The sequence below is a fragment of the Streptomyces sp. CNZ287 genome, assembly GCF_007827615.1.
In genome coordinates this window covers 37,017-50,746 of the sequence record NZ_VISV01000032.1, presented here as the reverse complement: position 1 = coordinate 50,746, position 13,730 = coordinate 37,017, and the positions used below count along the sequence as shown (strand labels likewise).

Genomic DNA, 13,730 nt, shown 5'->3' with positions numbered 1-13,730 from the left:
CCTCAACTCGGCGTTCTCCTTGCGGAGTTGTTTCAGCTCCTCGCGCTCGGCCGTGGTCGGACGGTCGTCGCGGTCACCGCCGTCCGCCTCGGCCTGGCGGACCCACAGCCGCAGGGCTTCCTTATGGATGCCCAGGTCCTTCGCGACGTGCGCGACTGGGCGTCCGCTGGTGCGGACCTCGCGGACGGCGCGCTCGCGGAGCTCGTCGGGGTACTTCCGTGGTGCTGGCACTTGCTCGTGTGTCTCCTTACGCCAAGATCATAGACCTGGCTTCAGGGACGCTACGAAACAGGGTGCAGCTCAAGTTCACCGTCGTGCTCCAGCCAGGCCGAACGGTGGGTCAGCCTCGGGTGGACCCGGTCCCATGCCTGGGCTTCGGCCTTGCCGTAGTTGGCGGTGTCGGTGATGGTGGTGATCGCCGCCTCGGGCCAGGTCTCGGGTTTAGCGAAGCGGAACTCCTTGCCGTGCTTCGGCGGTCGCCCGCCCTGGGGATAGGCCAGGGAGTACTCCTCGGGCGAGGGCTTCGGCAGCCGCATCACCCGGTCACTGCGGATCCGTCCGACCAGCTCGACAGGAAGATCCCGCAGGACCCAGGCCAGGCGGGTGACGTCGTAACCCGCGTCCATGACGATCGTGATGTCCGGGTCACCGGGCGTCCACTGGCCAGCTGAGATGAGCCGCTCGGCCACGGCACGGAGCTGGGCGGCGGTGACGGCGGTCGCATCGTCTTCGGGCCCGAGCCGGACCACGTCCAGGATCGATGTCCACGAGGTGGCTCCCGGTTCGAGGACGGCGACGAAGGAGTACGGCCAGCCCGGGATGAACTGGGACGCGGACTTCGCCCGGCCATAGACGTGGCAGAACAACCGGTCTGCCGAGCACGGCGCGTCCGAGCGCAGCCACGGCGACACGTCGACCGCCAGCACCAGGCGCCCGCTCTCGAACCGGGGCAACGGCAGCCCGGCGAGCAGGGTCCGCAGCCTCTCAACGTCGATCCCGCCCCTGTTGAGAGCTCCGTACAACGCGCCGTGCCCACGCCGGTGCTCGGGCACCATCGTCAGATCCACCGGCGAGGTGACCGGCCCGTCGACACACAGCAGCGCGTCGGTGAGTTCGAACAACTCATCCCGCCGGGCAGTCGGACACTCGTAGAACTCGCCCCGGAAGCGTGACGCTTCCGCGAACGCTTCACGCCGGACATCGCGGCACACCACACTCATGACAACGGCCTTCGGTTGATCCCGTATCTCTGTGACGGAGCACAGGATCAAGCGAAGGCCGCCCTCACGTCCGACGAATGCCCAGGTGAGCGACGCAGTTCGAGCCGCCGTTCGAGGGTGGAAGAAAAAGAACAAGCTCAGGACGTCGGCAGGGCGTCGAGCGCGAGCTGCTCGTCGTCCTGGTCGACGATGTCGACGGGGGTGGCCTCTCGGCGCCGAGCCACCGGCCGACGATGCCTCGAACACACTGACAGTGGCCGAAGCGTGACGGACGCGGATGCGGTCTGCGCAGGACTACTCGGCGTCGGTAGCTGCGGGCACCGGCAGGTGGTGCACCTGAGCCAGCGGCAAGTCCTCGATGTCGGCCACCGCCAGGTTCATCACCTTCGGCCCGGCCTTGTAGAAGCTCACGCTGCCCACGGTGTACGCGACCTGCAGCCATCCGTCGACGAGCAGGCGCTTGATGCTCTTCGACACGCTGCCGGGTGAAAGCTTCAGCTCCTGCGCGATCTCCTTGGCGGTCCGCCGGATCGTGTTCCCCAGCGGGGCCGCGGTCACGTAGTACGTCAGCACGCGGAAGTCCGCACCGGGCCGCTCGGCGGTCTGCGTAAGCATCTCGTGCATCAGCGCGGCCGTGACCGGCAGTTCCATCTGCTCATCAGCGGGAGAGGTCACGATGCCTTCCTTGTCGACTTCCTTCTGGGCGCGGCCGGCGCGGGGACCACCGGGTGGCGCGCGACCTTCGTGGCTTCCACCTGGGAGGTCGCCGAGCCGTCGAAGGCGGCCCTGGGGTTCACCGCGAAGAACCGGACCCGGCCGATCTTCTCCTTCTCCAGCAGCAGGCCGCCAGCGTGCAGGCGCTCAACCGACTTGCGTACGGTGTCCTGCCGGAGACCCAGGAGCTGACTGATCTCCTTGAACGTCATGCGCAGCGGGTCGCTGGCTTCCGGTGCGTGCGCCAGGAAGAAGCCGAGAATGTCCCGGTCGTTCTGGGTGTAGCCGCTGTCCTTGTGCCAGACCCGCGCCATCAGCGCTTTCGCTACGTTGACGTGCCGCCCCGGGTAGGGCCGCCAGTCGTATCGCACTGCAACAGGCGGCTTGCTGAGCGCGCCCAGCGCGTCTTCGCCCAACAGCTCCAGTTGCAGGACTTCGCCCGTCCGTACGTCCGCCACGCTGTGCCGTGCTGGCCTCCGTCGCTCCATTTCCCTCCTCTCCACGTCACCCGGTTGCCTATAGGCAACCGGAGTGTCACCACCCTACTCACCGATTGCCTATAGGCAAGTCACGTCGGCAACGTGTCGCGCTCCAACCCCAGCAACCAGTTGCCTATAGGCAATCGCAGTGAGCAAATCCGTAACTCCAATCACGCTTTCGTCCACTCCATACAGCGCCTGACCTGCGCAAACACCAATCTCCTCTCTATACAGGGTCCAGAAGCACCCACGGGCTGCGGCAGCGTCTCGTCGGCCCCAGGGGGCCGAACCGCCGCCCTGCGGGCGGCGTCGGGGGCTCCTCGCCCCCGAACCCCTCGCCAGCGCCCCGGCAGCGCTGGACCTGCCGCGCTGCCGCCTGCCCTCAAGTGCTCGACCGCTTCGCGGCCTGCGCGCTTGACCGGTCGGGCCCCGGAGGGCCCTCCCTGGGCAGTTGCCCCCGGATGGGGCCTACCGCAGGTAAGCGAGGCGACCGTAATGAGCAAGCCGTGAGGTGCATCCCCCCGGTACTGCTGCCGGGGTGTACCCGGGGTTGGCCAGGTCGGCGGGCGTCGGTCAGGTGGGAGGGTGTCCTGGGCAGCGTCTACGTAGTGGGCGATGTCTGTGCCGTAGCAGGTGCTGCCGTGGGCGAAGGTCGGGGTGAAGGCGGTGCGGCTACGCGCGGGAAGTCGGCTCGGCGGTACGCCTTGGGTTGATCGTCGCTGAGGAGTGGGCCTCGGCGACTTTGCCGGTGTCGTCGACGAGCACGAGCAGCACCAGGCGCTGGCGGCCGGTGAGGTGGAAGCGGTCGGCGGCTTTGGTGGCGGCGTCGGTGGGCAGCCCGGTGTCGTAGGTGGCTAGCAGCCGTACGGCGTCGATGAGCGGGTCGCCGTGCTCGGCCGGGGGCCCGGCGGGGCGTCAGGGCGGACAGACGCCAGCAGGGCACCATGCCGTCGTCGACGACCTCGTCCTTCCTCCAGCGTGCGGTGATACCGGACCGTGCCGCCCGTGAGGCCGCGCTCGTTGCTGCGGCCGAAGGCCAGCCGTTCGTTGGAGTCGCAGCGTGCCGTCGAGGGCGGTGTCAGCGTGCCGTTGGAGAATGCGTGCGGGACGGCGTCAGAGGGAGTTGATCTTGGCAGTACAGCCTCGCCCCGGTCAGATGATCAGCCTGGAGCCGGACGCGGCGCATGCGCCCGGCACGCCAGGCGCGGCAACCGTCCTGGACGGCACGCTGCAGGAAGCGGTGCTGGCCGGGCCTGATGCGGCCCTGGTGCACCAGGTGCGAGGCCAGGCCGAAGCCGGTGAGTTGTCGACCCGCCAGTTGCGACTGGTGCTCTTGGTCGTCGGCGACGGCGACCGCCACTGGCGCTCGTTGCGCGAGGCGGTCCTGACCGGCACGGTGGCGGAGCGGATTCCCCTCGCCCGCGAGATCCTGACGCTGCACACGCAGTTGGAGCGGTGGCCGGCCCTGGCGTTCCGCGAGGTGGACGTCGCTTCGACGGCAGCGGTGTTCGAGGCCTGCGCGCGGATCGGTCTGCCGGGCTGGGAGGTGCAGGGTCCGACGCGACGTGGCCGGTCGAAGCGCGAGGCGCGCGAGCGGGCATCCTTGAGCCTGCTAGCGCACCTCGCGGGCGTGGCGGATCCGCTGAGCCGCGGGACCTCTGCGCTGCCCTTGCCGCGGGCCGGCGGGCGCGGCGGTCCCGGGCTGGGCGTCGAGGCGTTCTCCGCGTTGCTGCAGCGGCGCCTTCAAGAGGCGGAGCCGGGGCCGCAGTTGGAGACGGAACTGCTGGGCCGGGCGGAGCGCGCGCAGTTGAACGCCACGCACCAGCGGCTCGTGCTGTGCGCAGCGACCGGCCCGGGGTGGACTCGCGTGCAGCAGGCTGTGCTCGCCGACGTCGCGCGCATCCGCGGCGCGCCGGCCGGATTGCTGGCGCGGCTGGCGGACAGTGGCGGGGGCGGGCCGCTGCGCTACACGCGGGATGATTTCGACGCCGCCTCGGGGCAGCACACCGTGGTCGCGGAGTGGCAGGCTGGCGGGCGGCTGGTCACCGGGGGCCCGCAGGTGGCCCGGGGCCGGAAGACCGCCCGCCACAACGCGGCGGCCTCCGTGCTGGCCCGGCTGCTGGGGTTGGAGGAGCCGGCGCCGCAGGTTGCCGACGAGCCGGATTCCCCGCCACGCCCTGTGGACCTGACATCCGGGAAGAACCCGCTGCAGGTGATCAACGAGCTGAAGATGCGGGAGATCATCACGGATCCGTTGTGGGAGGTCACAGGGCTTCCCCCGCGCAGCAAAGCAGGGCACGCCGGCTTCTCCTGCGAGGCCAGTTGCCGCGTGGACGGCGAAGAAGTGGTCACCGCGCACGGGCGGGGGAAGTCGAAGGCCGACGCCCGGGTTCAGGCCTCGGCGGCGCTGCTGAACAAACTGCAGCCGCGGCTGCAGTCCGCGCTGTCCGCGGCGGGTTTACGGCGGCAGGCGCCGGAGGGGGCCGCGCTGTCGGCTCCGTCACCGGATCGCGTGCCTGCCTCACGGCGCGCTGTGTCCGCCCGTACGGGCGGCGAAGCCCCGCCGGCCCCGGCACCGCGCCCTGCCCCGGCGCCAGCGGTGAGTCCGGTGCCAGGCGTGCGGCCCGCGCCGGCGGTGGAGACGGTGGCGGGGATGGCGGCGGCCGCGGAGGCGGTAGCGGGCGGATGCGCGGTCACCTACCGTCCGGGCACCGGCGGCGGGCCCGGGCGCATGCTGCTGTACCGGCCGGAAGGCGCGTCGCCCGGCGCGCACGCGGCGCCGCCGCTGCGGCCCGCGCGGTGGGATCTTGCCGTCGACGGCCCGCAGCACGGGGTGCGGGCGGCGGCACTTGCCGGGTGGGAGCTCGACGAGGTCCTCGTAGCGGGCCGGTTGCTGCTGTCGGCGCCGGTGGAGGGGATGCACCCGTCGGCGGTCGCGTGGCGGGCGGTTGCACGCCGCGGCCTGGAGCTGATCGCGGCCGGGGGCCTGGTCCCGGGGCTGGGCCAGGACGGGTGTGACCGGTGGCTGCTGCGGGCGCCGGCCGGGGAAGTTGCGCGGATGGCCGCGGCGCTGCCGCCGCAGGCGCATAACGTGCTCCTCGACCGCGGGGCGCTGACGGTCCCGGCCGCCGCTGACGCGGTGGCCGGGCTGTGGAACGACCTGGCCGACGCACTCGGCCGCTCCTCCGGCGCCGCCGCGCTGTTCGGCGACACGGCGTACGCCGCCGCCCCCCGGCCGGCGCACGTGCTGCAGCCGTGGTGCGACCGGGTGGCCGACGCGCTGGAGTCCGGGCCGCCGCCCGAACTGGTCCTGGCGGTGGTGCTGCCGGGCGACGAGGAGGGGGTCTGGGACGGGCTCCTCGGCGTCGAGCTCCTCGTGCGGCACAGATGGGACGGGCCTGCGGTGCCGGCCGGCGCCCCGGGCGTTGATCCCGGGGAGACGGCGCGGGTGCGGCGGATGCTGCGCCAGGCGGCCGAGGCCTGGGCGCCGCTGGCCCGGCTCGCCGCCGCCCCGGTACCGAACCGGCTGGACCTCACCTTGGGGGAGGCGGCCGGGCTGCTCGACGAGGACACGGTGGACGAGCTGGTCGCACGGCGCCTGACGGTGCGCTGGCCGAAGGGCCTGGGCCGTGCGATCACCTGCGGCACCGTCGTCGGCACCCACACCACGATCGACGGCCGCCTCGGTCTCGACCAGCTCATCGACTTCCGCTGGCAGATGGCGATCGACGGGGTGGCGCTCGACGAGGAAGAGCTGAACCGGCTCGCCGAGGCCGCCCGGCCGCTGATCCGCATGCGCGGCCGGTGGATGCTGGTCGACCAGGCGACCGCCGCCCGCGCCCGCCACACCGGTCTGGACGGCCTGTCGGCGCCGCAGGCCCTGGCCGCCGCGCTGACCGGCACCGTCACCGTCGACGGACACAGCTATCCCTGCCGCGCCGAAGGGCAACTGGCCTCCACCCTCGACCAACTGCGCACCGGCCAGGCTCGTACGGTGCCTGTACCGGCGGGGCTGAAGGCCGAGCTGCGGGACTACCAGCACCGCGGGCTGGCGTGGCTGGCGAGCCTCACCGATCTCGGGTTCGGCGCGGTCCTCGCCGACGACATGGGCCTGGGCAAAACGATCACGGCGATCGCGCTGCACCTCCACCGCCGCCCCGCCGCCGACCGGCCGACGCTGGTGGTGTGCCCCGCCTCCCTGGTCACCAACTGGGCCAGGGAGATCGCCCGCTTCTCCCCCACCACCCCCGTGATCCGCTACCACGGCCCCGGCCGCACCCTTGACGGCCTCACCCCCGACACCATGGTGATCACCACCTATCAGCTCCTGCAGCGCGACGCTGCGACGCTGACCGGCACCGGCTGGGACCTGGTGCTCGCTGATGAGGCGCAGCACGCGAAGAACCCGCGCACCGCAGCCGCCCGCCGGCTGCGCGAGCTTCCCGCCGCCACCCGCGTGGCGATCACCGGCACGCCGGTGGAGAACGGCCTTGGCGACCTGTGGGCTCTGCTGGACTGGACGAACCCGGGCCTGTTCGGCACCCCCGCCGGCTTCCGGACCCGCTACGCCCGCGCCGCCGAGAAGGACACCGCGAGCGCCGCCGCCCGCCAGCTCGCCGCGCTGACCGCACCGTTCGTGCTGCGCCGGTCCAAGTCCGACCCGGCGATCGCCCCCGAGTTGCCCGACAAGCTGCTCCACGAGCGGATCGTGCAGCTCACCCCCGAGCAGACCGGCCTGTATGAGGCGGCCGCGCGCGAGACTATGGCCGCTATCGCGGACGCGTCCGGCATCGCCCGCCGCGGCCTGGTCGTCAAGCTCCTCACCGCGCTGCGGCAGATCTGCAACCACCCCGACCACTACACCAAGCAGCCCCACCCCGGCCCCGGCGGCGCGGCCCGGTTCGCCGCGCGCTCCGCGAAGCTGACGGCCCTGGACGAACTCATGGCCGCCATCACCGCCCGCGACGAGGCCGCTCTGATCTTCACCAGCTACGTCGAGATGGGCGAGCTGCTCACCGCGCACCTGACGGCCCGCGGCCACGACCCGCTGTTCCTGCGGGGTAAGACACCCACCGCGCAGCGCACCGCGATGATCGACGCCTTCCAGTCGGGCCGCAGCCGCTGTTTCGTGCTGTCCATCCGGGCCGGCGGCACCGGGCTGAACCTCACCCGCGCCAGCCACGTCATCCACTACGACCGCCCCTGGAACCCCGCCATCGAGGACCAGGCCACCGACCGCGCCCACCGCATCGGCCAGCGGCACACCGTCAACGTCCACCAGCTCGCCACCGAGAACACCGTCGAGGACCGGATCGCCGCGCTGCTGGCCGCGAAACGTGCCCTGGGCCAGGCCGTGCTCACCACCGGCGAAGCGGCACTGGGCGACCTCACCGACACCGAACTCGCCGACCTCATCTCTTTGGGGAGCCTGTCCTGATGGCCCTGCCCTCCGCCGCCGGCACCCCGCGCACCGACGATGGCTGGGCCGCGGCCTTCACCACGGCCTTCGAGCAGTTCGTCACCGACCGCGAACTCCTCACCGCCGGACGCGCCTTGCTAGCCTCCGGCGCGCTCGAACGGCCCACCGTCCACGCCTCGCTGGCCTCGACCCGCATCTCCCTGCCCACCTCCACCTCAGTCATCCGCCCCACACTCAGCACCCCGACCCTGACCCCCACCCAATGGCAGCAGGCGGCCACGGCGCTCGCCGGGACGAAGCTGGCCGAGGAGGTCCTCGACGGCCGACTCCCCGCACCGCTCGCTGATCCGAGCCGCACCGGGGGCGTGCCGCTCCTCCCCCAAGCCGACCAGCTCACCGTCAACTGCACCTGCCCGAGCGCCGGCCGCTGCGCCCACACCGCCGCCCTCGGCTACGCCCTGGCCGAACACGCGAAGACCACCCCCGGCGTTCTGCTCACCTACCGCGGCCGCACCCAGCGCCGCTTCCGCACCCAAGTGCGCCTGGCCGCCCACGCCCTCGTACCCGGAGCTCTCGAACCGCCCTCTGCGCCGAGCACCACCGAGCCGTCGGCCCCGCCCCCCGCCGCCGCGGAACACCCCGCCGGGCAGCCGCCCGTAGCGGTCGACAGCATCACCGGGGAGGCGACCGCGGGTGTGCCGGCGCAGCAGGTCTTCGACAACTGGGCCGCCAACGGACACCGGCCGCCGCCGAAGCTCGCGCCGCCGGTCCGGCGCCCGCTGCTCACCGAACTCGACGAACCCCCCTCCCCCGCACCGCCGGCACCGGCCCTGCGGCTGCTCGCCGAGGACGCCGCCGCCCGCGCCGCGGCCCTCCTCGACGACCCCGCCGCGCCCCCGGGCGAGCACGGCGATCCGCTCATCGACGCCGTACGGCTGCTCGCCACCTACGACACCGGGCTGCCCGCCGACGCCGCCACCGAAGCCGCCGGCCGCTTCCACCTGACCGGCCGCCAGCTACGCCATCTCATCGTCGCGTTCCAGCACGGCGGCCCCGAGGGCGCCTACGTCACCGCCTACGACCAGCCCACCGACCCCGACGTCCTGGCCGCCGCCGAGCAGGCGATCCAACCGCTGCGCCCCGCCCCCACCGCCCCGCTGGAGCGCGACCACCACCGGCTCACCGACGCCGCCGCCCGCGTCCAGCTCCGCCACAGCCCCTCCGGCCACTGGTACCCCTACACCTTCTGGCTGGAGGACTGGCAACCCGTCCCCGGCCACGCCCCCAACCCCGCCACCAGCTACAAAGCCGCACTCCGCGCCCGCCGCTGAACCGGTCACCGCACGAGCCCGGAGTACCAAGGGCGAGACCAGACCCCCGACGCGGCACTATAGTGTCACTATGGCGACGGATAACACGACGATCCAGACGACCAGGGCGACCCGCGACCGGCTACGGAAGCTGGCCGCCGAGCGGGGCATGACGATGGGTGAGCTGGTCGAGGAACTGGCTGGCGCGACGCTGACCGAAGCGGAACTGGAAGAGCGAGCTCACCGGGCCAAGGCGGACCTGGAGTCGACGCTCGGGGTCACCGTGACACCGGAGGACCAGGCCGCCGGCCGGGCGCTGTGGGAGCGCATCGCTGCTCACCCCGGTGCCGGACAGCGGGGCGCTGCTGCGTGAACGTCGCCGTCGTCCTGGACCACACGGCGCTGCTCGCTCTGCACCAGGCCCACCCCGTTCTGCTCGGGCTGTACGTCGAAGCCGGCCGCGGGCACGGCAGTCTGCATGTGCCGGCGCTGTCGCTGTACGCCGCCCAACGCGACCGCCGCGGCGTCGGGGATTACATCCGCTCGCGTGAGCTGTTCACCATCGAACCGTTCGGCGCGGACGAGGCGCTCGCAGCCGGGGCCGTGTCCCGCGACTGGCGGATCGGCCAGGCTGTCGCCATGAGCCTGCCCTCGGGTCCCTGGCCGGACGGCAGGCCCGTGCTGTCCCTGGAACCCGGCCTGTACGACACCACCCCGATCACCCCGATCGATCCCGGCCCTCCCTCGTAGGCGTGGCGCTGTGCTGGGCGGTGTGAGCCGCCCGGTGTACAGACGCTTTCAGGCCGAGCGTCCCAGGCGTAGCCGTGAGCATCGCTTGACCGGGGCGGCCCGGTTCGCGGTCACCGAGCCCATCCCACCCGCCTCAGGCATGAAGCCGTGGTACTCGGGGCTACTCCTCGAACCACACGGCCAGGCGGACGTTCCGGTCGCCGTGGACATCGGCGAGGGTGCGCATGACGGTCCACACCGGCTGCCACAAGCCGTCGGCGGGTACGGCATCGCGCCGCCGTGCGCGTTCGACGCGGAAGACCAAGGTGCCGACATCCCATTCCGTGCCCTCGTCCCACAGCTCACCGACGCGGTCCGGATCGACGGCCCGGGTGTCGATGCCGCTGGCCCGCGCGAACCCGCGGCTCCAGTCGTCCCGGTGCCGCAACTCCAGTGCGCCGTCCGGCAGTCGGCGGTAGCGGGCGACGGTGGTTGCCCGGGGGATCGCCGGCTCGTCCCAGTCGATGGCGAGGACTTCGTTCCAATCCAGCCAGGTGGCGCCGAACGCGGCCTCACCCCACGACGCGTGCTTCGTGCGGACCTCCTCCGACACGTCGGCGGGCAGGCCCCGGCCGGAACTGACCGGCCGCCAGTGGCCACTGAGGTCCCGGACGCCGAACAGGCAGGCGAAAGCCTCATAGTCCCTGGTCACGCCCAGCATCGACAGCTCGATGGCCGGATACCACGCCGTCTCCCCGACGGCCAGGCCAGGACCCCACGTGCGACACTCCACGAATCCCCGGATGTCCGTCCCCACCATCCCGATTCTGCCGCGCCCACGGCTCGTCGGGTCAACTGCCGGTCGGAGTGCCGTCGCCTGCTGCCGGCGGCGTCGTATCGAGGCGTTCAACGGTCTAGGTGGTAGCCCAGAGCGGCCGAGCTGCGTGGATCACTTCGGCGTCACAGGCTCAGGCGTCGACCGGTTCGGCATGCTGGGCGGCAACAGCTTGCTGTTGCACGATGCGGCTCGGCTCGCGCCGGCGGACGGTGCCGGGGCCGCGGGGCGGGGCGTGCGGTTGACCGTGCGGTGCCGACGCCCTTTCTGCTGCTTGCTCATGCTTCGTTCAACGAGCCAACGGATGAGGCGCCGCGGTCCTTGGGGCCGGGCCACCCGGACGGATGCCTCCTGTCGTCCTCGGCACGGCACCGCGGCACCCGCGCTCGCGGTGCCGCGGCGCGGTCGCCACCGCGCTGCTGGTCGGGTGAGTTCAAGCCGTCGAGCCCGCGGCGGTGACCGTGGCCGGGCCCGCGGCTACGGCCTGTCGACGCGGAGCGCCCACGGGTCCGGCAGCTCGGCGTGCGGGGCTTGCGGCCGGTGGCCCCGTCTCCAGCAAGTGAGCGAGTGCGTAGCGAAAAGGCGCCGTCTGCTGCGCGAGAAGTATTCGCACACCGGGGTCGGCTCAGGGACCCGATGAAGAGTGCAAGACGTCAGCGATGTCTCTCGCTGAGGGTGAGGGATCAGTCGAGTTCTGATGCCTCTTGAAGAGGCCTGCGACCTCCCGCAGAGTAGCGTCCTTCCGCTGCTGGTAGGCGTTCCTAATCGCCTGCAGCGTTTCGTACTCCGCGCGCGGCAGATATCCGGGGAATTCCTCTTCCCATGGATTACCCGTGAGCGAGAATAGCAGCATCTTCCAGTCGCAGGTCTCATAGGAATTTGCCAACTTCCGGTACAGCCGCCTCTCGGCGGTCAAATTGATCCACACCTCGTGTGTCGCTGCGTCGAGCCGGCGCAGCCACACGGCTCGCGCATCGCCCTCTACCGGGATGGGCGCAAGCTCCGCAAGGCGAAAGGCCATGTCTTGATGGAGTATGGTCACGATGCTCGGCACACGCCGCAGAGCAATCCCCTTCACCGCCTCAATCTCGTCGGGAAGCAGTGACAAGCGGGGGTCATCACCAGGAACGATGTCGTCCGGGTGTGTTAGCGGCGGGGAGGGCACAAAGGCTTCCAACGTCACCTCTTTCATGACCAGTCATGCTGCCACACGACGGTCACTTCAGGAGGTAACGAGCACGGCACCGCTACGGATCAGTGTTGCAGACCCACAGCAGCGCATCTGCCGCTATGGAGGAAGGGTTCGAAACAGCCACTCAGCTTGTCCTTTAACCTCCGTCCCGACTCTCACGCTCCCCCTTAATGGGGTGATCATGACGGGCTGCTCCGACACACTGGTTCGATGCGGCACGATGATGAAGAGCCTCTGTCCGGCGGCAACGTCAGCGATGGTGTCGTTCGCGTTGGGGACACAGTTCGCCGTCCGGCCGGACCATGGACTCCCGCTGTGCATGCCCTGCTTGCCCACCTGCATGAGGCGGGATTCGGCGCGGCGCCTCGCCCACTCGGCATCGACGATCAGGGACGCGAGGTCCTGACCTTCATGCCCGGAGATGTGGTCTGGCCCGACCGGTTCTCACTGATGGAACCCGCTCGACGACTGGCGCGCGTTGCACGGCTGATCCGGGACTTCCACGACGCCGTGCAGGACTTCACGCCGCCGTCCGATGCGCAGTGGCAGACGCTGATCCCCGCTGAGGACAGTGAGATCATCGCCCATAACGACTTGGCCCCCTGGAACCTCGTGGTCGCAGGTGAGGCGCGGTGGGCCTTCATCGACTGGGACGCTGCAGGTCCCGGCTCGCGCCTGTGGGATGTCGCATATGCCCTTCACGGGTTCATCCCGCTGTCCGCGCATCCGGACTGGCAGAGCCCGGACGCGGCGGACCGACTGCGAGTCTTCGCCGACGCCTACGGTCTCGCCGAGTCCGAGCGTCGTCGGTTGGTCCCTGTGCTGGGGCGCCGCACGCGTTCCATGCACGACTTCCTGCGCGACCAGGCAGCCCAAGGAGCCCAACCCTGGGCAAGGCTGTGGGCTGAAGGCCACGGTGACGCCTGGCGAAACGACGCCGAATACATCGAACAACGCGAAGCCCAGTGGATGCAGGTTCTGCTCGCTGTCTGAGGCATCAGTGCCGTGCCTGGCTCCCGGCATCGAACGACATCTCGAACTGTCGGATTCACTGGACCAGATCGTCGTGAACCGCGGGTCCGCTCGTCCGGGTACGCCGATCTGCTGGCGGCCTACCCCCCGGGGCGGGCCGCCGCGTCCTCACCGCGCCCGTGGCCCCGTCCCGGTCCGCCAGGACCGCAGCCGGTCCGCGATGTCGTACACGTCCAGCCGCAGCGCCCGGATATCGTTGATCAGATCCCGCCACTGCTCGTACGACGCCTCCACGTTCTCCCCCGAGGCCTCGATGTACGCCACGGTGACGCCGTACGCGAAGAACTCGGTGCGGGCCGGCAGCGGCCGCAGCAGCACGAGCGAGTCCAGCAGGGCGGCGGCCCGCCAGTACGCATCGGGGTCGACGCCCAGCCGCGGGGTGTTCACCCGGTGCCGCGCCACCGCGGCCACGAACCCCGAGTAGTCGGTCACCCCCAGTTCCTTGCCGAGCAGGTCCTCCTGCCGGTCCAGCAGCCACCGGTGGTCGATCAGTAGTTCCACGGATCAAGCCGCCCGCGAGGTACTGGGCGCAGGCGCGCCGAAGTCGCGGTCGAAGCCGTCGGCGAAGCCGGGCCGTTCCACGGCGGCACGGAACGCCTCCGTCGCCCGGCCCAGGGCTTGCTGTGTCTCCGCCTCCGCGGCGAGTTGCTCGACCAGGCTCCGGATACTCATCCCCCGGGAGGCGGCGAGCGCCTGCAGCCGGTCCCGCGTCTCGGTACTGATCTTCACTGTCGTGTCAGCCATGGCGCGAGTATACGGAACAGAACCCTGCCAGGAATACCTCTGCTGTCCGGGGCCTG

Annotated in this window: 12 protein-coding genes and 1 pseudogene; 5 read left to right on the top strand and 8 right to left on the bottom strand. The window is 71.2% G+C overall.

Annotated elements, in window-relative coordinates:
- The 4 genes and pseudogenes from FB457_RS34255 to FB457_RS34240 form a co-directional block, all read right to left on the bottom strand.
- Positions 1 to 231: transposase (locus tag FB457_RS34255; RefSeq protein ID WP_145784592.1), on the bottom strand; the 231-nt coding region annotated here is incomplete at its 3' end.
- Positions 232 to 296: 65 nt separating this feature from the next.
- A pseudogene (locus FB457_RS34250) lies at positions 297 to 1,220 on the bottom strand (transposase); the annotation flags it as partial.
- 294 nt (positions 1,221 to 1,514) lie between these two features.
- The gene (locus tag FB457_RS34245) at positions 1,515 to 1,895 is read right to left on the bottom strand and encodes a MarR family transcriptional regulator (RefSeq protein ID WP_145784590.1); all 381 of its coding nucleotides are present in this window, start codon (positions 1,893 to 1,895) and stop codon (positions 1,515 to 1,517) included.
- On the bottom strand, positions 1,892 to 2,392 hold the full coding sequence (locus FB457_RS34240) for a MarR family transcriptional regulator (protein ID WP_486589258.1): 501 nt from the start codon (positions 2,390 to 2,392) through the stop codon (positions 1,892 to 1,894). Before FB457_RS34240 ends, FB457_RS34245 begins: the two co-directional genes overlap by 4 nt.
- A 1,150-nt stretch (positions 2,393 to 3,542) precedes the next feature.
- Here FB457_RS34240 and FB457_RS34235 point away from each other — a divergent pair.
- The 4 genes from FB457_RS34235 (at position 3,543) to FB457_RS34220 (ending at position 9,892) form a co-directional block, all read left to right on the top strand.
- Complete coding sequence (locus FB457_RS34235) at positions 3,543 to 7,850, top strand: SNF2-related protein (protein ID WP_145784586.1); 4,308 nt, start codon at positions 3,543 to 3,545, stop codon at positions 7,848 to 7,850.
- Positions 7,850 to 9,163 (top strand): hypothetical protein, encoded by a 1,314-nt coding sequence (locus tag FB457_RS34230; protein ID WP_145784584.1) that lies wholly within the window; start codon positions 7,850 to 7,852, stop codon positions 9,161 to 9,163. Before FB457_RS34235 ends, FB457_RS34230 begins: the two co-directional genes overlap by 1 nt.
- A gap of 70 nt (positions 9,164 to 9,233) precedes the next feature.
- Positions 9,234 to 9,515: a hypothetical protein gene (locus tag FB457_RS34225; protein WP_145784582.1), complete on the top strand. Its 282-nt coding sequence runs from the start codon at positions 9,234 to 9,236 to the stop codon at positions 9,513 to 9,515.
- Positions 9,512 to 9,892, top strand: a complete 381-nt coding sequence (locus tag FB457_RS34220; RefSeq protein WP_145784580.1) for a PIN domain-containing protein — start codon at positions 9,512 to 9,514, stop codon at positions 9,890 to 9,892. Before FB457_RS34225 ends, FB457_RS34220 begins: the two co-directional genes overlap by 4 nt.
- A 160-nt stretch (positions 9,893 to 10,052) precedes the next feature.
- Here FB457_RS34220 and FB457_RS34215 read toward each other — a convergent pair whose 3' ends face one another.
- Together FB457_RS34215 and FB457_RS34210 are read right to left on the bottom strand one after the other, a co-directional pair.
- On the bottom strand, positions 10,053 to 10,664 hold the full coding sequence (locus FB457_RS34215) for a hypothetical protein (RefSeq protein ID WP_145784578.1): 612 nt from the start codon (positions 10,662 to 10,664) through the stop codon (positions 10,053 to 10,055).
- Positions 10,665 to 11,331: 667 nt separating this feature from the next.
- Positions 11,332 to 11,898, bottom strand: coding sequence for a hypothetical protein (locus FB457_RS34210; protein WP_145784576.1), 567 nt, complete (start codon positions 11,896 to 11,898; stop codon positions 11,332 to 11,334).
- A 210-nt stretch (positions 11,899 to 12,108) separates the two neighbouring features.
- On the opposite strand from FB457_RS34210, the gene FB457_RS34205 reads away from it, so the two are divergent.
- A complete protein-coding gene (locus FB457_RS34205) occupies positions 12,109 to 12,891 on the top strand; it encodes an aminoglycoside phosphotransferase family protein (protein ID WP_145784573.1) in 783 nt (260 codons plus the stop codon).
- 147 nt (positions 12,892 to 13,038) lie between these two features.
- Here FB457_RS34205 and FB457_RS34200 read toward each other — a convergent pair whose 3' ends face one another.
- Both FB457_RS34200 and FB457_RS34195 read right to left on the bottom strand, forming a co-directional pair.
- Positions 13,039 to 13,431 (bottom strand): toxin Doc, encoded by a 393-nt coding sequence (locus FB457_RS34200; protein ID WP_145784571.1) that lies wholly within the window; start codon positions 13,429 to 13,431, stop codon positions 13,039 to 13,041.
- Positions 13,432 to 13,434: 3 nt separating this feature from the next.
- Positions 13,435 to 13,674: an antitoxin MazE7 gene (locus tag FB457_RS34195; protein ID WP_145784570.1), complete on the bottom strand. Its 240-nt coding sequence runs from the start codon at positions 13,672 to 13,674 to the stop codon at positions 13,435 to 13,437.
- Positions 13,675 to 13,730: the final 56 nt, after the last annotated feature.